We start from the raw sequence: 24,655 nt of genomic DNA on the forward strand, positions 1-24,655 counted from the left end.
ATCGGTGCCGGCGTCGGTTTCCAGAACGGCGAGTCGGCGTTGTCGGTGGGCTACCAGCGTGCGATCAGCCCGCGCGCCACCGTCACCGTGGGCGGCGCGCTCAGCGGCGACGACAGCTCGATCGGCGTGGGTGCCGGTTTCGGCTGGTAAGGCGTTATCGCATCAAGCGCGGCGGCGCCAGGTGCGCCGTCGCGATCTGCAAGGCCCGAGGGGGCGGGCAAGGACCGTGGCTGGGCCGGCCAACGGATTCGCATGGAGTGATGGCCGTACCAGGGGTAGCCGGCAAGGACGCAGCGCACCGCACCGCGGCTACGCAGCGATTGCGCCGGCTGCGCCAAGCCTGATTCACGAAAAATACGAAGAGGACTTCACCGTGATCGACAAGAATTTCCGTCTCAACCCGCTGACCGGCGCCATCCTGATGATGGCCCTCGGTGCGTCTGGCACGTTGGCTGCCGCCCCCAAACTGCTGGTCAAGGAACCGACCCAGGCAGCCCCGGCCGGCGCAGCGTTCGGTAGCCGGTTGATCGTGCGCTACAAGGACAGCACCGCCGCTGCGACCGATCGCAGCAGCAAGCTGAGCGCCGTGCAGGCCGCGGTGGGCCGCGTTGGCGTCGGTACTGGCGCGCGCAGCAGCGCTGCCGCCGCCAAGGCCACGTATGTGCGCAAGCTGGGCATCGGCTCGGACCTGATCAAGCTGTCGAGCACGCTGACCGCCGCGCAGGTGGACAAGGTGGTGGTCGAGCTCAAGAACGACCCATCCGTGGCCGACGTGCAGATCGACCGCATGCTGCGCCCGATCGACATCAGCAAGAGCGTTCCTGCCACCGACGTGAGCCCGCAGCTGGTTCCCAACGACCCGCTGTACGCCCAGTACCAGTGGCACCTGAGCAACCCCAATGGCGGCATCAATGCACCGGCTGCATGGGATCTGTCGCAGGGCGCAGGCGTGGTGGTCGCGGTACTGGATACCGGCATCCTGCCGGGCCATCCGGATTTCGCCGGCAACATCCTGCAGGGCTACGACTTCATCACCGACGCCGAAGTCTCGCGTCGTCCCACCGATGCGCGCGTGCCGGGCGCACTCGATTATGGCGACTGGGAAGAGGCCGACAACGTCTGCTACGCGGGCTCACAGGCGCAGGAAAGTTCCTGGCACGGCACCCATGTCTCGGGCACCGTGGCCGAGGCGACCAATAACGGCGTGGGCATGGCAGGCGTCGCGCCGAAGGCGACCATCCTGCCGGTGCGCGTGCTCGGTCGTTGCGGCGGCTACACCTCCGATATCGCCGATGCGATCGTGTGGGCCTCCGGCGGCAGCGTCGACGGCGTGCCGGCCAACAGCAACCCGGCCGAAGTGATCAACATGAGCCTCGGTGGCGGCGAACCCTGCGATTCGGCCACCCAGCTGGCGATCAACAGCGCGGTGTCGCGCGGCACCACCGTGGTGGTTGCAGCCGGCAACAGCAGCGAAGATGCGGCCAACCATTCGCCGGCCAGCTGCAACAACACCATCACCGTTGGCGCCACGCGCATCACCGGCGGCATCGCCTACTACTCCAACTACGGCAGCAAGGTCGACCTCTCTGGACCGGGCGGCGGCGGTAGCGTGGACGGCAACCCGGGCGGTTACATCTGGCAGGCCGGCTACACCGGTGCGACCACGCCGACCTCGGGTAGCTATACCTATATGGGGCTAGGCGGCACCTCGATGGCCTCGCCGCACGTGGCTGGCGTCGTGGCGCTGGTGCAGAGCGCAGCCATCGGGCTGGGCGATGGCCCGCTGACCCCGGCCGCGGTCGAAGCCCTGCTCAAGCAGACCAGCCGCCGCTTCCCGGTGACCCCGCCGGCCAGCACCCCGATCGGCAGCGGCATCGTCGACGCCAAGGCCGCGCTGGAAGCCGTGCTTGAGGAGCCGTGCGACCCGGCCACCGAGAGCTGCGCGCCGAGCGCCATCGAGCTCACCAACAAGGCACCTGTTGCTGGCTTGAGCGGTGCCGCCGGCGGCTCCACGCTATACAGCTTCGAGGCCAAGGCCGGCGCCGTGCTCAGCTTCATGACCTACGGCGGCACCGGCGATGTGTCGATGTACGTCAGCTTTGAGGCCGAGCCCAGCGCAACCAGCTACGACGCCAAGTCGACCCGTCCGGGCAACAGCGAAACCGTGCGTTTCACTGCCCCCAAGGCCGGCACCTACTACATCAAGTTGGTCGGCGCGGCGAGCTACGCGAAGCTGACGCTCGTTGCACGACAGTGAGTAGCGAAATAGTGTGACCGATGCCCCCGGCCAATCGCCGGGGGCATTGTTTTTCGGGGCGATTCAGATGCGTGCGGTTGATCGTCGCGGCAAACTGCTACAGTCGGCGCCGGACCAGTGGAGACGAGTGTGAACGCGGTTGCCGTCGATCCAATCGAGCATCGAAGTGCGGAGACGCGCATCGTCGATGCGCTGCTTGAACGCCGTCGTCTGAAAGACACCGATCTGCTGCGCGCGCGCCAATTACAGGCCGAATCCGGCATGGGGTTGCTCGCCTTGCTCGGCCGTTTGGGTCTGGTGTCCGAACGCGATCATGCAGAAACCTGCTCCGACGTCCTTGGCTTGCCGTTGGTGGACGCACGCCAGCTCGGCGATACGCCGCCGGAAATGCTGCCCGAAGTGCAGGGGTTGTCGCTGCGTTTTCTCAAACAATTTCATCTGTGTCCGGTCGGCGAGCGCGATGGCCGGCTGGAGCTGTGGATCGCCGATCCTTACGACGATTACGCCATCGATGCAGTGCGTCTTGCCACCGGCTGCACGTTGCTGTTGCAGGTGGGCCTGCGTTCGGAAATCGATGACCTGATCGAGCGCTGGTACGGCCAGGGCCGCAGTGCGATGGGCACCATCGTCGAAACCGCCGATGGCGATGCCAACAGTAGCGACGACATCGAAGCGCTGCGCGATCTGGCCTCCGAAGCGCCGGTGATCCGGCTGGTGAACCTGGTGATCCAGCACGCGGTGGAACTGCGCGCCTCCGACATCCATATCGAACCGTTCGAAAGCCGCCTCAAGGTGCGTTACCGCGTGGACGGCGTGCTGGTGGAAGGCGAAAGCCCGCCGGCCAAGCTCACTGCTGCGGTCATCAGCCGCATCAAGATCATGGCCAAGCTCAACATCGCCGAGCGCCGCCTGCCGCAGGACGGCCGCATCATGCTGCGCGTGCAGGGCAAGGAGCTGGATCTGCGCGTCAGCACCGTGCCCACTGCGCATGGCGAAAGCGTGGTCATGCGCCTGCTCGATCGCGAGACGGTGGTGTTCGACTTCTACAAGCTCGGCTTCACCGAAGACTTCTTGCCGCAGTTCCGCAAGGTGCTGGAGCAACCGCACGGCATCATGCTGGTGACCGGGCCCACCGGTTCGGGCAAGACCACCACGCTGTACACCGCGTTGAGCCAGCTCAACACCTCGGATGTGAAAATCATCACCGTCGAAGACCCGGTGGAATACCAGATCGAAGGCATCAACCAGATCCAGGCCAAGCCGCAGATCGGGCTGGATTTCGCCAACGCATTGCGCAGCATCGTGCGTCAGGATCCGGACATCATCATGATCGGCGAAATGCGCGATCTGGAAACCGCACGCATCGCGATCCAGTCCGCGCTCACCGGCCACCTGGTGCTGTCCACGCTGCACACCAATAACGCGGCCGGCGGCATCACTCGTCTGCTCGACATGGGCGTGGAGGATTATCTGCTCACCTCCACCATCAACGGCATCCTGGCGCAGCGTCTGGTGCGCAAACTCGACCTGGCCAATGCCGAGCGCTATGCGGCTTCGCCGGAAGAAATCGCCAAGTTCGATCTGCGCCGCCTGCAACCGGAGGGCGACATCTTTCTGTATCGCCCGCGTCCCTCGGCCACCGCACCTACCGGGTATCTTGGACGCACCACCATCGTCGAATTCCTGGTGATGAACGACGAACTGCGCCGTGCGGTGATGCGCCGTGCCGGCATGGGCGAAATCGAACAACTGGCCCGCCAGGCCGGCATGCGCACCATGTACGAGGACGGGCTGTCCAAGGCCCTGCGTGGCGAAACCACCATCGAAGAAGTCCTGCGCGTCACGGAGGATGCGTGATCGGTAAGGCGGCAGAAACACGCCTAGCAGGCACCGGACCAACGAACCGCCAGCACAGCCACCCGCTGGCTCTGCTGTGTGTGGACAGCGATGGGTGCGCGATGTCGCCAATACGCAGCGATGTGCTTTTCCCGATTCCCGATTCCCGATTCCCGATTCCCCAATCCCGGCCTCCCAGCCTGATGCCCCTCTACCGCTACAAAGCGCTCGACGCCCACGGCGAAATGCTCGACGGCCAGATGGAAGCGGCCAGCGATGCCGAGGTGGCGCTGCGTCTGCAGGAACAGGGCCATCTGCCGGTGGAAACGCGCCTGGCCACCGGCGAAAACGATTCGCCGTCGCTGCGCATGCTGCTGCGCAAGAAGCCGTTCGACAATGCGGCGCTGGTGCAATTCACCCAGCAACTGGCGACGTTGATCGGCGCGGGGCAACCGCTGGACCGTGCGCTGTCGATTCTGATGGATCTGCCCGAAGACGAAAAAAGCCGGCGGGTGATCGGCGATGTGCGCGATACAGTGCGCGGCGGTGCGCCGTTGTCGTCCGCACTCGAGCGCCAGCATGGGCTGTTTTCCAAGCTGTACATCAACATGGTGCGCGCGGGCGAAGCCGGCGGCAGCATGCAGGACACGCTGCAGCGGCTGGCCGATTATCTGGAGCGCAGCCGCGCGCTGAGGGGCAAGGTGATCAACGCGCTGATCTACCCGGCGATCCTGCTGGCGGTGGTGGGCTGTGCGTTGCTGTTCCTGCTCGGTTATGTGGTGCCGCAATTTGCGCAGATGTACGAAAGCCTGGATGTGGCGCTGCCGTGGTTTACCCAGGCGGTGTTGAGCGTGGGCCTGCTGGTGCGCGACTGGTGGATCGTGCTGATCGTCGTGCCGGGCGTGCTGGGGCTATGGCTGGATCGCAAGCGTCGCAATGCCGCATTCCGTGCATCGCTGGACCAATGGCTGCTGCGCCAGAAGGTGGTCGGCAGCCTGATCGCCCGGCTGGAAACCGCACGCCTGACGCGCACCTTGGGCACCTTGCTGCGCAATGGCGTGCCGCTGCTGGCGGCGATCGGCATCGCGCGCAACGTGATGTCCAATCTGGCCTTGGTGGAGGATGTTGCCAATGCGGCCGACGACGTCAAGAACGGCCATGGCCTGTCGATGTCGCTGGCACGCGGCAAGCGCTTTCCGCGGCTGGCGCTGCAGATGATCCAGGTGGGCGAAGAGTCCGGCGCACTGGACACGATGCTGCTCAAGACCGCCGACACCTTCGAGCTGGAAACCGCGCAGGCCATCGACCGCGCACTGGCCGCGCTGGTGCCGTTCATCACGCTGGTGCTGGCCTCGGTGGTGGGGCTTGTCATCATTTCGGTCCTCGTCCCGCTGTATGACCTTACCAATGCAATCGGCTGAGAGTGCAGGTCAGTGCAACGGTGCAGGCGTCGGGCGAGAACAGCCTGTGGTCCGAATCGGCGTGGAGCGCTCGTACACTGCACATCCCGCGCGCGTGCGGCGTCCAACGGCCAACCGCGCGCTTGACCGGGTAGCGTATTCATCACAACGTTCCGGTGACCGCACGACACCCAAGCGGGAACCATTGCAATGCCCGCCGTGTCATCTGTTGGCGGCAGCATCCCTCATCGACGTGCAAGGAAATCGTTCATGATCAAGCGTTCCATCACCCGCAGTCCGTCGCGCGCAGGCCAGGCCGGCATGAGCTTGCTGGAAATCATCATCGTCATCGTGCTGATCGGTGCGGTGCTCACGCTGGTCGGCAGTCGCGTGCTTGGCGGTGCCGATCGTGGCAAGGCCAATCTGGCCAAGTCGCAGATCCAGACGCTGGCCGGCAAGATCGAGAATTTCCAGCTCGACACCGGCAAGTTGCCGAGCAAACTCGATGACCTGGTCACCCAGCCCGGCGACAGCAGCGGTTGGCTGGGCCCGTACGCCAAGCCGGCCGAACTCAACGACCCATGGGGCCACGCCATCGAATACCGTGCGCCCGGCGACGGTCAGCCGTTCGATCTGATCAGCCTGGGCAAGGACGGCAAGCCCGGCGGCAGCAGTTACGACGCGGACATCAAGTACCAATAAGCGCTCGCCATGCGCGTTGCGCGTCAGCCGTTGCGTCATCGGCATGGAGTGGTCGGCCCTGGTCGGGCACGCGCGCGTGGCACCTCGTTGCTGGAGATGCTGCTGGTGATCGCGTTGATCGCACTGGCCGGCGTACTTGCCGCTGCCGCATTGAACGGCGGCATCGACGGCATGCGCCTGCGCACTGCCGGCAAGGCGATCGCCTCGCAGCTGCGCTACACGCGCACCCAGGCGATTGCCACCGGCACGCCGCAGCGGTTTCTGATCGACCCGCAGCAGCGGCGCTGGGAAGCACCCGGCGGCCATCATGGCGATCTGCCGCCGTCGCTGGAAGTGCGCTTCACCGGCGCGCGCCAGGTGCAATCGCGGCAGGATCAGGGCGCGATCCAGTTCTTTCCGGATGGCGCTTCTACCGGCGGGCGTATCGATCTGCAGGTCAAGGACGCCAGATGGCGCGTGGACGTGGGTTGGATCACCGGCGAGGTGCGTTCGGGCCCATTGCGGACGCCGGCGCCATGAAGCGTCAGCGCGGTTACACCCTGATCGAAGTGATCGTTGCCTTCGCATTGCTGGCGTTGGCGTTGAGCCTGTTGCTCGGGTCGTTGTCCGGTGCTGCACGCCAGGTGCGCGCGGCCGATGAAAGCACGCGCGCCACCTTGCATGCGCAATCGCTGCTGGCCGTGCAGGGCATTGACAAGCAGCTGGAGCCCGGGCAGCAACACGGCACGTTCGAAAACGGCCACTTTCGCTGGTCGATGGAAGTGCGCCCCTACGACGAACCTCGGCGCAACCCGCATGCGCCGATGTCGCCCGGCGCGCACCGTCTGCTGCAATTGACCTTGGTGGTACGTTGGGGCGAGCAGCCCAATCAGATGCTGCAATGGCGCACGTTGCGGCTGGTGGCGGCCAACATGCAGGGCAGCGCGCCATGAGCCGTTCGCGCAGCGCAGGCTTCACCTTGATCGAAGTGCTGCTGGCCACGATGTTGCTGGTCGGTGGGTTGGCGTTGGCGTTTGCCACCTTGCGCTCGGCCAGTGCGGTGAGTCAGCGCGGCGAAGCGATCGCACAGCGCAGCGAGCGCGTGCGTGCGGTGGAAGAATTCCTGCGACGGCGCCTGGCCGCAGCATTGCCGATCGCCATGGGCATCGATACGCATAGTCAGCAGCCGATCCTGTTCATCGGCGAGCCGCAACGCCTGCGCTTTGCCGCAGACGTGCCCGATTACCTGGGCCGCGGCGGGCCTTACCTGCACGACCTGTCGGTGGCCGGCGATGGCGATCGGCGCAACCTGCTGATTGCGTTGACCATGCTGCAGTCCGGCAAGCCGATCGAAGAAAGCAGCCCGCTGCCGCCGGAGACACTCGCTCAAGGCGTGCAGCAGGCGAGTTTTCGGTATCGCGGCATGGATCCGCAAAGCGGGCGCCTGAGCGCGTGGCTGCCGCAGTGGGAATGGCACGACCGTCTACCGCTGATGGTGCGCATCGACGTCCGCAGTGACGGCGCCGCATGGCCGCCGATGGTGGTGGCGTTGCCGCAATCCAGCAACCCGGGGGCAGGGCAATGAGTCGCGCGCGCGGTGCCGCGCTGGTGCTGGTGTTGTGGTTGATTGCGTTGCTCACCGCGATGATCGGTGCGTTTGCGCTCACCGCACGTGTTGAAGCGCTGCAGGGCAGCATGCTGCGCAACGGTGCGCAGGCGCAGGAGTACGCGCGCTCTGGCCTGGAATACGCGTTGTTTCGCTTGCAAGATGCCGACACCCAGGCACGCTGGCGCCCGGACGGCCGGCGCTATCGCTGGCAGATGGACGATGCCAGCGTGGAGGTTCGTATCACCGATGAAAGCGGCAAGGTGGATCTGAACATGGCCGAGCCCACCTTGCTGGCCGGTCTGGTGCGCGCGGTGGGCGGCGAGCAGGCCAGTGCCGGGCGCATCGCCGGTGCCATCGCCGATTGGCGCGATGGCGATTCATTGAGCCAGCCCGGCGGTGGCGCGGAAGATCGCGACTACGCCGATGCCGGGCTACCGTATGGCGCAAAAGACAGTCCATTCGAAACCCTGGGGGAACTGCGCCTGGTGCTGGGCATTGATGGCGAGCTGTATCGCAAGCTGTTGCCCAACGTCACGCTGTACAGCGGTCGTTCGCGGCCTGAAGCGCGGTTTGCGCCCGCCCCGGTGCTCACCGCGATGGGGCTGGACGCGCAGCAACTGCTGGCCCAGCGTGACGCGCCGCTGGGTTTGCCGGGCAGCGAGGCGACGGTCGGTGGCTCGGGCACTTATAGTATCGAGAGCCGGGCGCGACTGAGTCAGGGACGCGAGGCCGTGTTGCGGGCGGTGGTGTCGACCAGCGCGTCTGCATTACCAGGGTCGGCCTATACCGTGTTGCGTTGGGAAGAGGGAGCAGCAGTGCAATGACCGCATGGCGGGATACCTTGGGGCGTATCGGCGTACGCGCCATGCCGGGGGCCGGAGGCTTCTGGCGTTGGTGGCAACAATCGCTGCTGGCCTGGCTGCCGCAGCGGTGGCAGTGGCAGTTGGGTCTGTCGCAGGCACGCCTGTTGTTGCAACAGGACGGCAACACGCTGCAGTTGCTGCGCCAGCGCGATCACAGCTGCGATACCGTCGCCAGCCTGCCGTGGCCGGTGCATCCGCAGGAAGTCAACGACGTGCTGCCGACCGCGCTTGAAGGCCTGCCGCGGCATTGGCTGTTGCCGGCCGCGCATGCGTTGCGCCGGCCATTGCGGCTGCCCGCAGCGGCAGCGGCGCGCCTGCAGGACGTGGCGCGTTTCGAGATCGATCGGCAAACTCCGTTCACCGCCGACCAGGTGTATTTCGATGCGCGCGTGCTCGATGTGCGCGAAGACGGCCAGCTCGATGCCGAACTGGTGGTGGTGCCGCGACGCATGATCGATGGCCCGGCCGGCGTGCCGGACGCATGGAACAGTGCGCTGTCGGGCATCGACGTGACCGACGCCAGCGGCCTTCCGTTGGGCGTGAACCTGCTGCCGCCTGCGCGCCGCCTGCGTCGCAGCGACCCGATGCAGCGCTGGAATCTGTTGCTGGCCGCCTCTGCGCTGGTGCTGCTGGCCGTTGCCGGCTGGCTGCTGCTCGACAACCGCCGCCAGGCCGCCGACGATCTGCGCGCCAGGGTGCAGGCCAATGCCGCGCGCGCGCGGCAGGTCGCTGCCGAACGGCAGCAATTGCTGGACCTGGTCGAAGGCGCGCGCTTCTTCCAGCAGCAACGCGCCACCCGCCCCACCTCGGTCGAAATCTGGGACGAACTGAGCCGGCGCCTGCCTGGTGGCACGTATCTGGAAAAATTTTCGGTCGAAGGCGGGCAACTGCAGTTGATCGGATTGAGCAACGAAGCCTCTTCGCTGGTGCGTCGTCTGGAAGGCTCGCCGTTGTGGCGTACGCCGTCGCTGACCGGCGTGCTGCAGAGCGATGCCGGCCGGAATGTCGACCGCTTCACCATCACCGCCGAGCTTGCCGGCCCCGATGCGAAGGAGGCGGCCGATGCCACGCAGCGTTAAGCGCGATCGCTGGATCGCTTTGGGCCTGCTGCTGCTGGTGATCGGCGTGGCCTACCTGGTGCTGGTGCACCCGTGGTTCACCCAACCGATGATCGCGGTGCAGGACGACCTGCAAGCGCTGCGCGAACGCGAATTGCGCGTGCGCGTGCAATTGCAGCAGGCGCCGGAAGTCAGCAAGCGGCTGCGGCAGGCGCGCCAGACGCTGGAAAGCCGCCCGGGCTTCCTGCCGGAAACCTCGGCCGAACTCGCCTCCGCGGGGCTGGTGCAGCGGCTGGAACGGGCGGTGGTGGAGGCCAGTCCTGGCAACCGCAGCTGCGCCATCAGCAACCGCTCGCCGTTGCAGCCGGAGAGCAAGAACCGCTTCACCCGCGTGGCGGTGCAGGTGCGTTTACGCTGCGGCACCCCAGAACTGGCCTCGGTGCTGTACAGCCTGGAGAACGGCACGCCGCGCTTGTTCGTGGACAACCTCAACGTGATGGCGCAACGCTACCAGCTCTCGCCCAATGAAAGCGGCAACGGGCTGGATATCGCCTTCGAACTGGCCGGCTATCTGCGCCCGGGCGCCAGCGCCGCACCGCTGAACAACGGGGCCGCGCCTGCTGCCCCCAACGCCGCGGAGGCCAGCAATGCGCCTTGACATGATCGGCCTGCGCACCTGGCTGCTGGCCACCGTGGTCGGTTGGGCACTGCTGGTCTGCGTGCTGGCCGTCGCTGGCCTGGGCAAGCGCGTGGAGCTGCTGCCCGACGACCCGGCACTGGTGCAGCGTCTGCCCACGTTGCCGGCACCGGCGCCGGAGCGCCTGGGCGCATTCGAGAAATATTCGGAAATCGCCGCGCATCCCGCGTTTGCCGAGGACCGCCTGCCGCATCCGTTCTTCCTGTCCGGCAACGATGGCGGCAATGCCGCTTCGACAGTGCGCCTGACCGGCGTGCTGCTGACGGACAACTTCAAGATGGCGACGTTGACCCTGGACCCGCAGGATTCGGTGCGCGTGCAGCTGGGCGGCGAGGCGGTGAAGGGCTGGCGCCTGCTCGCCCTGCAGCCGCGTAGCGCAACCGTCGAAGGCCCCAGCGGCACGCAAACCCTGGAATTGCACGTGTTCAACGGCCAGGGCGGGCAGCCGCCCACCGCCAATGCCGCCGCACGGGGTGCCGCCCCTGCCACCCCGCCGGTACCGTCCCCCGACGCTGCCGCACTTGCCCCGCCGCAGCCGCCGCAACCGCAACCTGTCGCGCCGGTACAACAGCCCGGCGGGCAGGCACCGCCAACCGTGCCGCCGCAGCGCAGCGATGGCGCGCAGGAAGCACCACGTCCCTCCGACGATCAGATGCGTGCCATCCGCGAACGCATCGAAGCCCGACGCCGCCAGCTGCAACAGCAGCGCCAGAGCGGCTCTACCCCCGGTCAGACCCAATGAGTGAACGCATGACGCCGCGCCTGTTTCCCGTGTCCCTGCTGATTGGCCTGCTGGCCGGTTGCGCCACCACTCCGCCGCCGGACGTGCGCCGCAACGCGCGCCTGGATCCGCACGTCGGTGCTGCCGGCGCCACCCAGACCCCCGCCGAGCAGCGCGCCGACGGCGATGCCAACGCCAAGCCCAGTCCGGTGATCCGGCGCGGCAGCGGCACCATGATCAACCAGGGCGCTGCGTCCGCGCCGGCGCCCACGCTGGGCATGGCCAGCAGCGGCAGCGCCACCTTCAATTTCGAAGGCGAATCGCTGCAGGCGGTGGTCAAGGCGATCCTGGGCGACATGCTCGGCCAGAACTACGTCATCGCGCCGGGCGTGCAGGGCACCGTGACCTTGGCCACGCCCAATCCGGTGTCGCCGGCGCAGGCCCTGAACCTGCTGGAAATGGTGCTGGGCTGGAACAACGCCCGCATGGTGTTCAGCGGTGGCCGCTACAACATCGTGCCGGCCGACCAGGCGCTGGCCGGCACCGTGGCGCCCAGCACCGCATCGCCGTCGGCCGCGCGCGGTTTCGAGGTGCGCGTGGTGCCGTTGAAGTTCATTTCCGCCAGCGAGATGAAGAAGGTGCTGGAGCCGTACGCACGCCCGAATGCCATCGTCGGCACCGATCCGGCGCGCAATGTGATCACCCTGGGCGGCACCCGCGCCGAGCTGGAAAACTACCTGCGCACCGTGCAGATCTTCGACGTGGACTGGTTGTCGGGCATGTCGGTGGGCGTGTTTCCGATCCAGTCCGGCAAGGCCGAAAAAGTCTCTGCCGATCTGGAAAAGGTCTTCGGCGAGCAGAGCAAGACCCCCAGCGCCGGCATGTTCCGTTTCATGCCGCTGGAAAACGCCAACGCGGTGCTGGTGATCACCCCGCAGCCGCGTTATCTGGATCAGATCCAGCAGTGGCTGGACCGTATCGACAGTGCCGGTGGCGGCGTGCGGCTGTTCTCCTACGAGCTGAAGTACATCAAGGCCAAGGATCTGGCCGATCGTCTTTCGGAAGTGTTCGGCGGCGGGCGTGGTAATAGTGGTGGCTCTCCTTCGCTGGTGCCTGGAGGTGTCGTAAATATGCTCGGTAATAACAGTGGCAGTGCAGATAGAGATGAGAGTCTTGGAAGCAGTAGCGGAGCCACTGGCGGAAGTATCGGCGGCGCGAGTGATGGTTCCAGTCAATCCGGCACGTCGGGAAGTTTCGGCGGAAGCAACGGGAGCGGCATGCTTCAGCTGCAGCCCAGTACTAATCAAAACGGTAGCGTTACTCTGGACGTTGAGGGCGGCAAAGTTGGCGTCTCGGCCGTGGCCGAGACGAATACGCTGATAGTGCGTGCGACTGCTCAGGCATGGAGCTCTATTCGCGACGTAATTGAAAAGCTTGATGTAATGCCGATGCAGGTCCATATCGAAGCTCAGATCGCTGAGGTGTCGTTGACCGGTGACTTGCAGTATGGCGTCAATTGGTACTTTGAGAATGCGGTTACTAACCCATTTAATTCAGATAGAAGCGGCGGTCCTGCCCTCCCCTCGGCTGCAGGTAGACGCATCTGGGGTGACATTTCGGGAAGTATTACGAACAATGGGGTAGCTTGGACATTCCTCGGAAAGAATGCTGCTGCGATTATTAGCGCGCTAGATCAGGTGACCAATCTACGCCTTTTGCAGACGCCATCTGTTTTTGTTCGAAATAATGCAGAGGCAACACTTAACGTTGGATCGCGAATTCCTATAAATTCCACATCCATTAACACCGGGCTTGGCACAGACGCCAGCTATTCGTCGGTGCAATACATCGATACCGGTGTTATCTTAAAGGTGCGTCCGCGAGTGACCAAGGATGGCATGGTATTTCTCGATATTGTCCAGGAAGTTAGTACGCCTGGAGCGCGACCAGCTGCTTGCACGGCTGCAACAGCCACAACGATCAACAGTGCAGCTTGCAATGTTGATATCAATACTCGTAGAGTTAAAACTGAGGCAGCTGTTCAGAATGGTGATACCATCATGCTTGCCGGCCTGATAGACGATAGTACGTCTGATGGAAGTAATGGCATACCTTTTCTTAGTAAATTACCAGTTGTAGGCGCTCTTTTTGGACGCAAGACACAAAATAGCAGTCGTAGGGAAGTTATCGTGCTTATCACTCCGTCAATAGTTCGCAATCCTCAGGAGGCGCGTAATTTAACCGACGAGTATGGTGCTAAATTTAACGCAATGAAGCCTTTGAGTGGTCGCAAATAAATTGCAGGGGGGTCAGTCAACATGGAGAGTAAAAGATGATTAAGAAAAAGTGTTCCCGTTTTATTCGCGCAAGTTTGGTAGTTGCTAACTTTTTCATGGTGGCGGGGGTTGGTGCAGTTCCATTTAGTCAGTCCTTCAGTGAGCAATATAGTGGCATACCACTTTCTAATGCAATTAACATTGCCGCAGGCCAAGCAAGGGTGAAGGCTTATCACAATGGAGACGGTTGGGGGCAGTCGGCTCTGTCGTCGAAAACATGTCCTATGACGTCTTATACGTGGTGGCAAGACCCCGCATTGGGTTTGACCGTTATCGCGACAGCGACCTGCACTAGGGAAATTTAGGTTATAGAGCGATTATTTGCGAAGAGAGAGTCTCGGTGCGTATTGCCGAGGCTTTCTTGAAATGTGGTTTTTATTTAGTCTGAAGCATGCGGGCGATCTCAGGGTAGATGGAGCCTATTGTTTTAATACCTGTGGGCACCGACGACGAGGCGCTGGATGCGTGCCTGGGCGCATTGGATGCGGCCACGCCCGCAGGAACACGCGTCTGGCTGGCCGATGATGCGCAGGCCGGCCCGCGTGGGCGCGCAGTGATCGAACATTGGCTGGCGCGCACGCAGTTGCAGGCCCATCACACCCGTCGCCAGCGCATGCTGGGCGAGGTAGCGCATCTGGACGAAATGCTCAGCGCCTGCGGCGATGCCGACGTGGTGGTGCTGGGGTTGGATGCCTGCCCGTTGCCCGGATGGTTGCGGCAGCTGACCGCGTGTTTTGCACGCGATGCCGCGATCGCCACCGCCACGCCATGGAGCAATGTGGGCGAGGCCTGCAGCTGGCCGCGGCTGGGCGAACTCAACCCGATGCCGGACGCGCCCGAGCGGCTTGCGGCTGCCTGTGCTGCGATGCCGCCGCTGCACCCGGAACTGCCGTCGGCGATCGGGCACGCGGTGCTGTTGCGCGGAACGGCGCGGCGCAAGGCCGGTGGCCTGGACGCCAGCAGTTACGGCTCGTGGTACGCGGCACTGGTGGACTTGAGCCTGCGCATGGCTGGGCTGGGCTGGCGTAACGTGTTGTGCGAGACCGCCTTCGTTGCCTCTCCGCACGAAGGCCGCCCGGCCGAAGGCGACATGGACGCGCTGGCCACACGCTGGCCGGCCTGGCATGCGCGCCTGGCCAACTTCCTCATGCACGACCCGTTGCGCGCGCAGCGCGATCAGCTGACTCGACTCCTGGCGCACCTGCCGCCACCGGACCTGCAACGCGCCTTGTTCGAGGCCTAGCGTCGCCACCGACGAGACCTGCGCACCGCCAGGCGCGCGGCTATCGTCCGGGATTGACATGGATCACGCATGCACGAAGGCATTTGTCATCCGACCATGCCCACCTGGCAACTGCAGGTTCCACTCCGCTGCCGCATTTGCCTCGTCTCGCGATCGCGCTTGTCGCGTGACCGGATCGATGTCGTGATGTCTGCCATCGAGCAAAAGACGCAACCACCGCTCGCTCGACGGTCGCGCCTCGTCGATGCCCGCCGCAGCACCTCGCCGATGCGTTCTGGCCGAACACGTCATCCGGCTATCGAGCAGTTTCGAATCCGCTGTTGATGACACCGAGGCGGCAGCAACGCCGCGCGTACCACGAACGCAGCAATGCGGCAGGCTCCTCAACGATTCCCGATTCCCGATTCCCGATTCCCGATTCCCGACCCTAAAAAGCAGACCGCGTCGGCGCCTCGGTCCGCACCACCACATCCAATGCGTCGTGGCGCCAGGATTCGATATCCAGCTCCACCGCGCGGCCGTCTTCGGCGAAGCTGATCCGCTGCAGCCGAAAACATGGTGTGCCGGGAGTGGACTGCAGCAGCAGCGCCTGTGTCGCGTCCAATCCGGCCGGATGCATCGACAGCTGCGCGCGACTCAGGAACAGGCCCAGCCGCTGGTTGAACACGCTCGACAGCGATCCGGCCAGATCGTGTTCGAGCAGGCCCGGCGCCCAGGCCGCGAGCACCACATTGGTTTCCAGCAGGACTGCGCGGCGGTCGATCCAGCGCCGACGCTGCAGGACGAACACCTCGTCGTACGGGCTGTCCAGTCGCAACGCCGCGGCGTAAGCCGTGCCTGCAACCTGCCGGGTGGCGCTCAATAATTCGGTGCGCGGCTTGCGTCCTTGCGCCGCCACGTACTGCATGAAACCGGCGATGCTGGTAGGGTCGTAGCGCACGCGCGGCGCGCTGACGAACCAGCCGCGGCGGTTTTCGCGGTAGATGCGGCCTTCGGCTTCAAGCTGCTGCAGCGCTTCGCGCAGCGTGATGCGGGTGCAGGCGAATCGCTCGGCCAATGCGCGTTCCACCGGCAGGCGTTGATCCGGTCCCCATTCGCCGGCTGAAATTTGCGCGGAGATCGCTTCGGTGATGGTGTGTTGGCGCGACACGCTCATGCGGCGAACCGCAGACGGAAGACGCAGGGCGTGAGCAAGGCAATGAGGTGGAAGGCATGCATGTTGCGATGGTAAAGAAGAACGCGCGCGCAAACCGCGACCGGCTTAGCGTGCGACAGCCAGGTTCTGGTTCTGTTGGGTTTTCCAGCTGTGCCAGCCGTACACCGCAAGCGCCACGAAGCCTGCGTAGAGCACGGCAGTGGGGTACAGCCCCTTGCTGATGAAGACGCCGACATAGACGCAGTCGAGCACGATCCACAACACCCAGTTGGCGATGCGCTTGCGTGCCGCCCACACGCTGGCCACCAGGCTGAAACTGGCCAGCGCCGCGTCCAGCCACGGCAGCACCGCATCGGTGCGGTAATGCATGTAGCCGCCCAGTGTCGCAGCGAACGCCGCGCCGATGCCCAGCGAGAGCCAGCGTTCGGCGGACGGCATCGGCAGCGGGCGTATCCGTGTGTCTGCTGCGGTTCCGGGTTGCCAGTGCCACCATCCGTAGAGCTGGGTCAGTACATAGACTCCTTGCAGCAGCATGTCCGAGTACAGCTTCCACTGGTAGAACAGCCACGCATACAACGCCACCGCCACGATGCCCACCGGCCAGCACCAGCGAATGCGCCGCGCGGTGAGCCACACGCCCAGCAGGTTGATCACAACGGCGATGGATTCGAGCAGCGACATGCGGTACCTGATGCGGTGCGGATCAACGTGGTGCGGGGTAAGACGCGTGAGGGGGAAAGGACATACAGTTCAGACGTAGGACACGACGCATCGTCGTCCACGAGCACAGGCCGCAGGCGACCTCGCACCGCTGCTGGGTGGGCGTTGGACGCTGCTCAATAGCGCATCGGGCGTCATTGCTGTGCATGCACGGCAGGGCGCGCAATGTGTGCCCACAGTGCAGGTTAGAAATCCACCTGCACCGTCAGCCGTGCAGTGCGTGGTGCGCCGGGGAACAGATAGGCATCGCCCTGATATTCGCCGGAATCGCGCCAATAGCGCTTGTCGAACGCGTTGTCCACGTTCAAGCGCCAGGTAGTCGCCAGCCCGCCCAGCGCCGTGGCGTAGCGGGCACCCAGGTTGGCGACGGTGTAGGCCGGCACGCTGGCGTTGCCGAGACGGTCGGCAAACTTGCGCCCGCTGTATTGCACGCCGCCCAGCAGTGCCAGACCATCGATACCTGGCACGCTGTAATCGGCCTGCACGCTGGCGCGCAGCTTGGGTACGTTGATCGCCTGATGGCCTTCGTACTCGCCAATGCCGGTGTCCTCCGCGCGCGCGCGGATTGCCGCGACGCTGGCGAACAGACGCAGCTGCCGGGTCGCTGCGCCGTCGGCAGACAGCTCCAGGCCGCGGTTATGCAGGCGACCCTGCTGCACGTAGAGCAGACCGCCATCGGCCTGCGGTTGGGTGAACTGGTAAGCCTGGCGGATGTCGAACAGTGCCGCGCCCAGGCGCAGGCCCTGCAGGTCGATCTTTGCGCCGGTTTCCAGCTGGTACGCATTGGTGGGCGGCAGGATCTCGTCGGCGTTATCGGTAAACCACGGCGCCGTGCCGCCGGCCGCCAGGCTCTTGGCGTAGCTGGCATACAGCGACATGTTCTGCTGCGGCTTGAACAACAGCGCTGCCTGCGGCAGCACCGTGTCTTTGCGCGTGCGTCGTTCCAGCTGGCCGTCGCGATCGAAGCTGCGTTCGTCCAGTTGCACATAGCGCGCGCCAAGCGACAGTTCCCACTGCGCACCCAGGCCGATCCGGTCGGCCATGACCAGCGCACGCTGGCGGCTGTCCAGACGGCGCTGCTTGGGATCCAGCGCAACATCCGTCTGCGCGAAGACGTCCGGGTCGCGATCGATGCTGCCGCTGCCGACCAATTCGTTGACCGAACCAAAACGGTCGATGGTGCGGCGCAGCCATTCGCCGCCGATGCTCAGGTGATGCTCCAGCGCGCTGGTCGCGACATGGCCTTCGAGCGTGGCACGCAGCTGATCGTGCACACGGGTGTCGTCGGGGCTACGGTAATCGTAGATGTCGTACTCGCCCTGCGCGCTGAAGACGTTCGGGGTGGCGATGTCGGCGCAGCTTGCCGCGCCATAACAGCCCCAGGCGAATGCGGAGAAATCGTTGATCTTCGAACGACTGCGCGATGCTTCGGTAGTGGCGCGCCAGTCGTCGTTGAACTGGTAGGCGTAACGCAGCTGCGCGTTGAGCGAATCCATTTCCACCGGCCGCGCCCACGGCTGGTAGCCGAGCAGGCGGTGCACATCGATATCGCGCGGTACCTGCGTGCCGCCCAGCAGTTGATAGCCTGGCACCGAGCGCTGTTGCCGGTGCTGATATTCCACGTCCAGCTGCAACAGCGCCTGCGGGGAGATCTTCCAGTCGCCGGCCAGCGACAGGAAATTGCGGTAGCCGTCGGCATGATCGACATAGCTGTCGATGTCTTCGCGTGCGGCGTTGACGCGTAACCCCAGCGTGCGTTCGGCACCGAACCAGTCGCCCAGATCGGCGGCGACATAGCGCGAGCCCTGTTCGTCGGTGCCCAGGGTGACGCTGCGCACGTGCTCGGGCCGCTTGGTGCGGTAGTCGATCAGCCCGGCCGGTTCGTTGACGCCCGATTGCAGCCCGGCCAGGCCTTTGAGCAATTGCACCTGCTGCTTGTTTTCCAGTGCGATCGATTGTTCGCCTACCGCGCTCATGCCGTTGATGCGGTAGCTGTTGGCGGCATTGAGCGAATAGCCGCGCACCACGAAGTTTTCGTAATAGCCGATCGGCGCGTACGCATCGCCGGCGGAGGCATCGGCGCGCAATACCTCACTGAGTACGCGCGCCTGACGATCGAGCAATTGCGCACGATCGATGACCGCGATCGAGGCGGGCGCGTCCAGTAGCCGGGCGGCGCCAAATCCGCTTAAAGCCGTGCTGGTCTCCACACGTTCGCCACGCACGTTGACCGCGTCCAGTTCGACTGCATCGGCGCCGGGTTGCTGTTGCGCCAGTGCAGGGGCGCAGCAAAACGCCAGTGCAAGCGCAAGCGCAAGCGGGCAGCGGGAGAGCAGGGGGAAGGCAACGGACATTGGGCAAGACTCGACAGAGAAGGGAAGGTGCTCACGGCAGTCGGCGCGCACGTGCGTGCAGGTGTTCGAGCAGGTGCCGACCATCGGCGCTGGCGAACCAGTCCGCGTGGCCGAGCAGATAGCGGTGATAGGCGATATCGACATTGGCGGGCGAACGCGTGATGCCGGCGAAATATTCCATTTCGCTCAAGGCGAAGTCGGCATGCACGATCGGCAGCAATGCGGCCAGGCGGCGCAAGTGGTTTGCGTCCAGTGGGCGATGCTGCGCGTAGCCCTCCAGCAGCGCGTCGAGCTGGTCGAGCTCGGCCTGCGCGCGTGCGCCGGTGTCCAGCCGCAACCAGGGGATGAGGTTGCGTTCGATCGCGGTGGCCAGATCGAACAGCGCGCTGCTGCAGTCGCTCAATCCGAAATCGAAGATGGCGCTGACGCGGGTCGCTCCGGCGTTGGTGTCCCACAGCAGGTTGGACGCATGCCAGTCGCCATGGGTCCACAGCGACGGTAGCGCGCCCGGCGCGGACAGCAGCGGCCATGCCTGCGCATGCCAGGGCAGCAGGTGGGTGGCCAGATCGTGTTGCCAGGGGCGGTCCTGCAGGGCTGTTGCCAGGTGCGGTCGGGTTGGATAGGCATCGTGCAACGCCTGCACCGGGTCTGCCTGCGCAAACAATCGCAGATTGGCGACCAGCATGCTGGTGGAGCGTGCCGGCGCATCGAAGCCCTGGGCCGCGCGATGCAGTTGCGCCAACGCAGCGCCGGCCGCCCGCGCATGCGCAACGTCGGTGAACGGTGTCCACGACAACGCATCGCGGTAGAGGTCGCGTCCTGCGCCGACCCGCTGCACTTCGTACACCCAGTCGGCGTGCGCCAGCGCAGTGCGGCCCTGGGCGTCGTGCAGCACCTCCACCACCGGCGCGCCGGCCCAGCGCAGATGGGCCATGAAGCTGTGTTCCTCGCGCAGCGCGGCCACGCTGCGCACACTGCGGTGGTGGCGTTTGACGATGACCGGGCCACTTGCCGTGTCCACGCAGGCCGCTGCAGAGAACGGGCGCGCGCTATGCCAGCGCAACGCAGTGAGGTGGCCCACCGCCGCAAACCGCTGCAGCACGCGATGGATTTCATCGGTGGTCAGTACTGGCCAGTCCGGCAATGCCAGTTCCAGGCTCATGCCATGCACCTGGTGCGGGACGTTCATGGGCCGACGCCCGACAGGCGCAGCGACCGTGCTGCGTCGGTGAGTGGTATAGACCAAGTGATCAGGAGTATGGCGGCGGACGCGGCGCGCGCGCCGCCGAGGACAAGAACGGCGCTGCCGGGCCGTTGCCGCATCGCATCGTCCATCAGGGCGCGGCGATGCAGGCAATGAAGAGGCAGCGCGAAACCGCAAGGTCGCTAACCGTCATCTCAACAATCAGGTGTGGGAGTGCACCAAAAAAAAGCTGCAAGACGGCTGGCGATCAGGTGCGTACGGGCGACGCGCTCTGATGCGGATGTACGCCTGGTACATGCATCGAGTGCTGCCCGCGCTTGCCTGGCTGCGCAGTCGGTTTGCCGGTCGCACAAAAGTGTGGCAACGGAGACCGCGTGCGGCTCCGGGCGCGCAGTATGCGCCTTGCGGCGATGGGTCGCCATGCTGCAACGCGCGTTTGCGCCAGGCACCGCTTGCAAGCGGGAGCGTGGCGCACATCAACCCGCGTCCGGCCCTCGACGCAATGCAGTCGCGGCAGCGCCTGTCGCGCAGCGCGCATTGCGAACCCGCCATGGCGCTGCGCCGCTCCGGCACCGGATAATGGCCGGATGACTCCCGTCCAGATCGCCGCCGTCGTCGTCACCTATGAAAGCAGCAGCACCATCGATGCGTGCCTGTCGCGATTGCGCGCGGCCGAGGGCATCAGCGAGATCCGGGTGGTCGACAACGCTTCCAGCGACGACACCCTGGAAGTGGTGCAGCGTCATGCCTTGGCCGATGCGCGGCTGCATTTCATCGCCAATCCCGATAACCCTGGTTTTGCGACTGCCTGCAACCAGGGCGCGCGCGATTCGCAGGCGCCCTGGCTGGTCTTCATCAACCCGGACCTGATGGTCGCGCGCGATACCTTGCTGCAGCTGTACCACCGGGCAGCGGGGCATCCGGCGGTGCTGTTGGGGGTGGAGCAGGTGGATGAGCAGGGGCGCCCTGATGCGGCTGTGCGCCGCCGCGACCCGGACTTTGCCGCGATGCTGCGCGCGCCGCGCGCCGCCGCCAATCTGGCGGTGCCGGCCGATCCGTCGCGGGCCTTGCAGCCGGTGGATGCGATCTCCGGGGCGTTGATGCTGATGCAGCGCAGCCTGTTCGACCGGCTGGACGGCTGGGACGGCAGTTACCGGCTGCATGCTGAAGACCTGGATCTGTGCCGGCGCGCCCGCCAGGCTGGTGCGCTGGTGGCGGTGGCCAATGATCTGCATGTGCTACACGTACGCGGGGTCTCCAGCCGCGCGCGGCCGTTCTTCGTGGAATGGCACAAACATCGTGGATTGTGGCGCTATTTTCGTAAATTCGAATCTGATCGGCGCGGGCTGCTGACGCGGCTTGGGGTGTGGCTTGCGATCTGGATTCACGCAGCCGCACAGGTGCCGCGTTTGTTGCAAAACAAATGAGTTGGATCGCGTTAAATTTGTGATAAATCGGTGATGGGTCGCCGGCTGCAACTGTGATACGTTTCGCCCCGAAGTGTGATCAACCCTAGCTTCCTGTCCCTTCCGGGTCCCCCATCAGGAATCGTGCAATGTCTTTACGGAACGACCCGCAATGGCGGGTACGTCGGTCGTGCGCTACCCCGTTGCAGTCCAGCTCGGTTGCCCCGTTTTCTCATTCAAATCCAACGCAACCGCGTGCGCTGTCGGTCCTGGCATCGGCGCTTGCGCTGGGCTGTGTGCTGGCCGCATCGCCGGGCACCGCATTGGCCGGCGCGTGGACCCAGCCGCAAGGCGACACCCTGGTAATCGTCAAGGCGCTGCATAGCGATGGCCGTGGGTGGTTCGACGACAGCCACCACCGCAGCACCTTTGGCGACGGCCAGCAATTCGACGGAAACGGCCGCAGCCGTCAGGACCAGCTCAACGTCTACGTCGAGCATGGTTTGACCGAAAAGCTCAGCTTCATCGGCAACTTCTATTTCAACGACGTGGGTTTCAGCAACCACGATGCCGTCAATGGCCGTCAGCAAACCACGACGACCGGTTTTGCCGATCAGGAAATTGGCTTGCGCTATGCGCTGCCGAGCGCGCAGAACGATGTCTGGCGCAGTGCCGTGCAGGCCTTGGTGAGCATCCCCGCGTATGGGCGTAGGAAGACCTACCACCCGAACAATCCTTCCGCCAATTCCGACCCTGCGCTCGGCCTCGGCGACTATGGCCTCGAGCTGCGCTACAGCCGCGGCCGCGGTTACACGCTGGGCGGCCGCAACGGCTACGTCGATCTGGGAGGCGCGGTCCGCCTGCGCGGAAGCGCGGCGTCCGACGAACTGCGGGTGGACGCGTCCACAGGTCTGAGCCTGACCCCGAGTTGGCTGCTGTTGGGCGAACTCAACGTGATCCAGGGGTTGGGCAACGGGCGTGGCAACTTCGATGTTGCCGGTAGCGGTGGCGGCGTGGGCTTCGTCGCCACCGGCACCAACTACGATCTCACCAAGTTGCAGTTGTCCACGCTGTATACGGCGCCGGGTGGCAGCCAGTGGCAGGTGGGGTATCAGCAGCCGGTGATGGGCCGCAACACCGGTGCGGCGGGCGGGCCATTCGTGGCCGCCTGGTGGCGTTTCTAAGGGGCCGCACATGACGGTGACCTGCGAAACGGACGCGCTGGGACGAGCGCCGGACATCGGCCGCGAACGCGGCCTGCTAGGTCGTGCGCTGGTGTCGGCAGGCGTCATCACCGACGAACAGCTGCGCTCGGCGCTGGCCTTGCAGCAACGCTGGAACTCGCGCCTCGGCGACGTGATCCTGGCCCAGCGCGGCGTGCCGGCGCAGCGGTTCTACGCCATCGTTGCCGCGCACTTCGGGCTGCAATTCATCGATCTGGTGCAGCAGCCGCCGGATCCTGCGCTGCTCACCCCCGGCGATCTGGATAGCTACGCGCAACGCCTGGTGTTGCCGTGGCGGCGCGAGGACGGTGTGCTGGTGCTGGCGGTGGCCGATCCGGACCCGGCCCTGTTCGCCTGGGCACGCGCCCATTACGGCGAAGACGTGCGCTTTGTCGGTACCGCCAAGTTCGACATCATCTGGAGCCTGCAGCGCTACGCCGACGAGCAGCTCACCGACAACGCGCTGAATCTGCTTGCGGCGCATGCGCCGACGTATTCGGCACGCCAGGTCATCACGCGCGGGCAGAAGTTCGCATTATGGGCGCTGGCGGCGGTGATGCTGGCGACGTTGGGGCTGTTCCCGGTGCCGGCCTTGATCGCCGTCAACGTGCTGGTGGCGCTGGGTTTTCTGGCCACCTTCGGGTTGAAGTTGCTGCTGGTGTGGTTCGGCTCGCGCCATCGCATCGACATCAAGGTCACCGAAGACGAAGTGGCCGCGCTGCGCGACGACGACCTGCCGGTCTATACCGTGCTGGTGCCGATGTACAAGGAGCCGGAAGTCCTGCCGATTCTGGCCAACGCGCTGCGCAAGCTGGATTACCCGATCAGCAAGCTGGACGTAAAGCTGGTGCTGGAAGCGGACGACCTGGACACCATCGAAGCGGCCAAGAAACTCGGCCTGGAAGCGTTCTTCGAAATCATCCGGGTGCCGCCGTCGCAGCCCAAGACCAAGCCCAAGGCCTGCAACTACGCATTGCATTTTGCGCGTGGCGAGCTGCTCACCATCTACGACGCCGAAGACAAGCCCGAGCCGGACCAGCTCAAGCGCGTGGTTGCGGCATTCCGCAAGGCTGAGAAGGATGTGGTGTGCATCCAGGCGCGGTTGAACTACTACAACGCCGACGAAAACTGGCTGACGCGGATGTTCACGCTGGAGTACACGCTCTGGTTCGACTTCTACCTGCCGGCGCTGGAATACCTGCGTATTCCGATCCCGTTGGGTGGTACCTCCAATCACTTCCGTCTGGACGTGTTGCGCCAGGTGCGCGCGTGGGACCCGTACAACGTTACCGAAGACGCCGATCTGGGCGTGCGGCTGATCCAGAACGGGTATCGCGTCAACGTCGTCAATTCCACCACCTTCGAAGAAGCCAACGTCAGCATTCCCAACTGGATCCGGCAGCGGTCGCGCTGGCTCAAGGGCTATATGCAGACCTGGCTGGTGCATATGCGCGACCCGGTGCATCTGTATCGCAGTACCGGCTTCAAGGGATTTTGGGGGTTTCAGTTCTTCATCGGCGGCGGTTTTTTCACCGCATTGGGCGTGCCGGTGCTGTGGGCGTTGTACGCGGCGTGGGCGCTGACCGGCACCTCGATGTTCGAGCGCTTCTTCCCGCCGTGGCTGGCGGCGGTCTCGCTGGTCAATCTGCTGCTGGCCAATGCGTTCTTCATCTACATCACGCTGGTTGCAGCGTTCAAACGCGACTACTTCAAGCTGGCGCCGTACGCACTGACGGTGCCGTTCTACTGGGCGTTGCAGTCGATCGCCGCCTACAAGGGTCTCTGGCAGCTGATCCACAATCCGTTCTATTGGGAGAAGACCACGCATGGCATCAGCAAGCATTCGGAAAACGAGCGCCGCGCCGCACTCGAAGAGTGAGCCGGTTGCGCA

General features: G+C 64.8%; 23 protein-coding genes. 19 read left to right on the forward strand and 4 right to left on the reverse strand.

Annotation, left to right across the window (positions count from 1 at the left end; all coding sequences use genetic code 11):
* Positions 1-45 precede the first annotated feature (45 nt).
* The 16 genes from EO156_RS13060 to EO156_RS13135 all read left to right on the forward strand — a co-directional run bounded on the left by EO156_RS13060 (position 46) and on the right by EO156_RS13135 (position 15,025).
* Positions 46-150 carry a hypothetical protein gene (locus EO156_RS13060; protein WP_234706298.1) on the forward strand — a complete coding sequence of 35 codons (105 nt, stop codon included), beginning with the start codon at positions 46-48 and terminating at the stop codon, positions 148-150.
* Between the two features lie 223 nt (positions 151-373).
* Positions 374-2,257 carry a diffusible signal factor-reguated S8 family serine peptidase gene (locus EO156_RS13065; protein WP_011052349.1) on the forward strand — a complete coding sequence of 628 codons (1,884 nt, stop codon included), beginning with the start codon at positions 374-376 and terminating at the stop codon, positions 2,255-2,257.
* A 129-nt stretch (positions 2,258-2,386) separates the two neighbouring features.
* Positions 2,387-4,114: a type II secretion system ATPase GspE gene (gspE, locus tag EO156_RS13070; RefSeq protein ID WP_016850859.1), complete on the forward strand. Its 1,728-nt coding sequence runs from the start codon at positions 2,387-2,389 to the stop codon at positions 4,112-4,114.
* Positions 4,115-4,296: 182 nt separating this feature from the next.
* Positions 4,297-5,514 carry a type II secretion system F family protein gene (locus EO156_RS13075; RefSeq protein WP_003490504.1) on the forward strand — a complete coding sequence of 406 codons (1,218 nt, stop codon included), beginning with the start codon at positions 4,297-4,299 and terminating at the stop codon, positions 5,512-5,514.
* Positions 5,515-5,763: 249 nt separating this feature from the next.
* Complete coding sequence (gene gspG, locus EO156_RS13080) at positions 5,764-6,195, forward strand: type II secretion system major pseudopilin GspG (RefSeq protein WP_003490502.1); 432 nt, start codon at positions 5,764-5,766, stop codon at positions 6,193-6,195.
* A 9-nt stretch (positions 6,196-6,204) separates the two neighbouring features.
* Positions 6,205-6,714, forward strand: a complete 510-nt coding sequence (locus EO156_RS13085) for a GspH/FimT family pseudopilin (RefSeq protein WP_005920744.1) — start codon at positions 6,205-6,207, stop codon at positions 6,712-6,714.
* Entirely contained in the window at positions 6,711-7,127 is a 417-nt protein-coding gene (locus EO156_RS13090; protein ID WP_016850857.1) for a prepilin-type N-terminal cleavage/methylation domain-containing protein, read from the forward strand. Before EO156_RS13085 ends, EO156_RS13090 begins: the two co-directional genes overlap by 4 nt.
* Positions 7,124-7,759 carry a type II secretion system protein J gene (locus tag EO156_RS13095; protein WP_016850856.1) on the forward strand — a complete coding sequence of 212 codons (636 nt, stop codon included), beginning with the start codon at positions 7,124-7,126 and terminating at the stop codon, positions 7,757-7,759. The genes EO156_RS13090 and EO156_RS13095 overlap by 4 nt, the downstream gene beginning before the upstream one ends.
* Positions 7,756-8,607: a type II secretion system protein GspK gene (locus tag EO156_RS13100; RefSeq protein WP_016850855.1), complete on the forward strand. Its 852-nt coding sequence runs from the start codon at positions 7,756-7,758 to the stop codon at positions 8,605-8,607. The genes EO156_RS13095 and EO156_RS13100 overlap by 4 nt, the downstream gene beginning before the upstream one ends.
* Complete coding sequence (locus tag EO156_RS13105) at positions 8,604-9,725, forward strand: PilN domain-containing protein (RefSeq protein WP_029829429.1); 1,122 nt, start codon at positions 8,604-8,606, stop codon at positions 9,723-9,725. The genes EO156_RS13100 and EO156_RS13105 overlap by 4 nt, the downstream gene beginning before the upstream one ends.
* Entirely contained in the window at positions 9,709-10,362 is a 654-nt protein-coding gene (gene gspM, locus EO156_RS13110) for a type II secretion system protein GspM (protein WP_016851598.1), read from the forward strand. The genes EO156_RS13105 and gspM overlap by 17 nt, the downstream gene beginning before the upstream one ends.
* The gene (gene xpsN, locus EO156_RS13115) at positions 10,352-11,143 is read left to right on the forward strand and encodes a type II secretion system protein XpsN (RefSeq protein WP_029829427.1); all 792 of its coding nucleotides are present in this window, start codon (positions 10,352-10,354) and stop codon (positions 11,141-11,143) included. Before gspM ends, xpsN begins: the two co-directional genes overlap by 11 nt.
* Positions 11,140-13,419: a type II secretion system secretin GspD gene (gene gspD / locus EO156_RS13120; RefSeq protein ID WP_029829424.1), complete on the forward strand. Its 2,280-nt coding sequence runs from the start codon at positions 11,140-11,142 to the stop codon at positions 13,417-13,419. Before xpsN ends, gspD begins: the two co-directional genes overlap by 4 nt.
* Positions 13,420-13,454: 35 nt before the next feature.
* Positions 13,455-13,763, forward strand: a complete 309-nt coding sequence (locus EO156_RS13125) for a hypothetical protein (RefSeq protein WP_124632099.1) — start codon at positions 13,455-13,457, stop codon at positions 13,761-13,763.
* A gap of 107 nt (positions 13,764-13,870) precedes the next feature.
* Complete coding sequence (locus tag EO156_RS13130; RefSeq protein WP_029829422.1) at positions 13,871-14,701, forward strand: hypothetical protein; 831 nt, start codon at positions 13,871-13,873, stop codon at positions 14,699-14,701.
* A gap of 69 nt (positions 14,702-14,770) precedes the next feature.
* The gene (locus tag EO156_RS13135) at positions 14,771-15,025 is read left to right on the forward strand and encodes a hypothetical protein (RefSeq protein ID WP_124632098.1); all 255 of its coding nucleotides are present in this window, start codon (positions 14,771-14,773) and stop codon (positions 15,023-15,025) included.
* A 103-nt stretch (positions 15,026-15,128) separates the two neighbouring features.
* Here EO156_RS13135 and EO156_RS13140 read toward each other — a convergent pair whose 3' ends face one another.
* The 4 genes from EO156_RS13140 to EO156_RS13155 all read right to left on the reverse strand — a co-directional run bounded on the left by EO156_RS13140 (position 15,129) and on the right by EO156_RS13155 (position 20,120).
* On the reverse strand, positions 15,129-15,857 hold the full coding sequence (locus EO156_RS13140) for a UTRA domain-containing protein (RefSeq protein ID WP_005933565.1): 729 nt from the start codon (positions 15,855-15,857) through the stop codon (positions 15,129-15,131).
* A 105-nt stretch (positions 15,858-15,962) separates the two neighbouring features.
* Complete coding sequence (gene pnuC, locus EO156_RS13145; RefSeq protein ID WP_005913520.1) at positions 15,963-16,538, reverse strand: nicotinamide riboside transporter PnuC; 576 nt, start codon at positions 16,536-16,538, stop codon at positions 15,963-15,965.
* A 224-nt stretch (positions 16,539-16,762) separates the two neighbouring features.
* The gene (locus tag EO156_RS13150) at positions 16,763-18,931 is read right to left on the reverse strand and encodes a TonB-dependent receptor (RefSeq protein ID WP_016850510.1); all 2,169 of its coding nucleotides are present in this window, start codon (positions 18,929-18,931) and stop codon (positions 16,763-16,765) included.
* 31 nt (positions 18,932-18,962) lie between these two features.
* Complete coding sequence (locus EO156_RS13155) at positions 18,963-20,120, reverse strand: phosphotransferase (protein ID WP_126936750.1); 1,158 nt, start codon at positions 20,118-20,120, stop codon at positions 18,963-18,965.
* Between the two features lie 602 nt (positions 20,121-20,722).
* On the opposite strand from EO156_RS13155, the gene EO156_RS13165 reads away from it, so the two are divergent.
* From EO156_RS13165 to EO156_RS13175, 3 genes are all read left to right on the forward strand, one after another.
* Positions 20,723-21,562: a glycosyltransferase family 2 protein gene (locus EO156_RS13165; protein WP_029829417.1), complete on the forward strand. Its 840-nt coding sequence runs from the start codon at positions 20,723-20,725 to the stop codon at positions 21,560-21,562.
* Between the two features lie 128 nt (positions 21,563-21,690).
* Entirely contained in the window at positions 21,691-22,725 is a 1,035-nt protein-coding gene (locus tag EO156_RS13170; RefSeq protein WP_016850338.1) for a hypothetical protein, read from the forward strand.
* 10 nt (positions 22,726-22,735) lie between these two features.
* Positions 22,736-24,643, forward strand: coding sequence for a glycosyltransferase family 2 protein (locus tag EO156_RS13175; protein WP_016850339.1), 1,908 nt, complete (start codon positions 22,736-22,738; stop codon positions 24,641-24,643).
* The last annotated feature ends 12 nt before the right edge of the window (positions 24,644-24,655 follow it).

Origin of the sequence: Xanthomonas sp. DAR33341 (assembly GCF_003992815.1) — a bacterium.
Classification (GTDB): Bacteria; Pseudomonadota; Gammaproteobacteria; order Xanthomonadales; family Xanthomonadaceae; genus Xanthomonas; species Xanthomonas cissicola.

What these genes read in the sequence shown, in the direction of transcription:
- EO156_RS13075 (WP_003490504.1), top strand. Translation starts at nt 4,297, where the DNA reads ATGCCCCTCTACCGCTACAAAGCGCTCGACGCCCACGGCGAAATGCTC.
- gspG (WP_003490502.1), top strand. Translation starts at nt 5,764, where the DNA reads ATGATCAAGCGTTCCATCACCCGCAGTCCGTCGCGCGCAGGCCAGGCC.
- EO156_RS13085 (WP_005920744.1), top strand. Translation starts at nt 6,205, where the DNA reads ATGCGCGTTGCGCGTCAGCCGTTGCGTCATCGGCATGGAGTGGTCGGC.
- EO156_RS13090 (WP_016850857.1), top strand. Translation starts at nt 6,711, where the DNA reads ATGAAGCGTCAGCGCGGTTACACCCTGATCGAAGTGATCGTTGCCTTC.
- EO156_RS13095 (WP_016850856.1), top strand. Translation starts at nt 7,124, where the DNA reads ATGAGCCGTTCGCGCAGCGCAGGCTTCACCTTGATCGAAGTGCTGCTG.
- EO156_RS13100 (WP_016850855.1), top strand. Translation starts at nt 7,756, where the DNA reads ATGAGTCGCGCGCGCGGTGCCGCGCTGGTGCTGGTGTTGTGGTTGATT.
- EO156_RS13105 (WP_029829429.1), top strand. Translation starts at nt 8,604, where the DNA reads ATGACCGCATGGCGGGATACCTTGGGGCGTATCGGCGTACGCGCCATG.
- gspM (WP_016851598.1), top strand. Translation starts at nt 9,709, where the DNA reads ATGCCACGCAGCGTTAAGCGCGATCGCTGGATCGCTTTGGGCCTGCTG.
- xpsN (WP_029829427.1), top strand. Translation starts at nt 10,352, where the DNA reads ATGCGCCTTGACATGATCGGCCTGCGCACCTGGCTGCTGGCCACCGTG.
- gspD (WP_029829424.1), top strand. Translation starts at nt 11,140, where the DNA reads ATGAGTGAACGCATGACGCCGCGCCTGTTTCCCGTGTCCCTGCTGATT.
- EO156_RS13125 (WP_124632099.1), top strand. Translation starts at nt 13,455, where the DNA reads ATGATTAAGAAAAAGTGTTCCCGTTTTATTCGCGCAAGTTTGGTAGTT.
- EO156_RS13130 (WP_029829422.1), top strand. Translation starts at nt 13,871, where the DNA reads ATGGAGCCTATTGTTTTAATACCTGTGGGCACCGACGACGAGGCGCTG.
- EO156_RS13135 (WP_124632098.1), top strand. Translation starts at nt 14,771, where the DNA reads ATGCACGAAGGCATTTGTCATCCGACCATGCCCACCTGGCAACTGCAG.
- EO156_RS13140 (WP_005933565.1), bottom strand. Translation starts at nt 15,857, where the DNA reads ATGAGCGTGTCGCGCCAACACACCATCACCGAAGCGATCTCCGCGCAA.
- pnuC (WP_005913520.1), bottom strand. Translation starts at nt 16,538, where the DNA reads ATGTCGCTGCTCGAATCCATCGCCGTTGTGATCAACCTGCTGGGCGTG.
- EO156_RS13150 (WP_016850510.1), bottom strand. Translation starts at nt 18,931, where the DNA reads ATGTCCGTTGCCTTCCCCCTGCTCTCCCGCTGCCCGCTTGCGCTTGCG.
- EO156_RS13155 (WP_126936750.1), bottom strand. Translation starts at nt 20,120, where the DNA reads ATGAACGTCCCGCACCAGGTGCATGGCATGAGCCTGGAACTGGCATTG.
- EO156_RS13165 (WP_029829417.1), top strand. Translation starts at nt 20,723, where the DNA reads ATGACTCCCGTCCAGATCGCCGCCGTCGTCGTCACCTATGAAAGCAGC.
- EO156_RS13170 (WP_016850338.1), top strand. Translation starts at nt 21,691, where the DNA reads ATGTCTTTACGGAACGACCCGCAATGGCGGGTACGTCGGTCGTGCGCT.
- EO156_RS13175 (WP_016850339.1), top strand. Translation starts at nt 22,736, where the DNA reads ATGACGGTGACCTGCGAAACGGACGCGCTGGGACGAGCGCCGGACATC.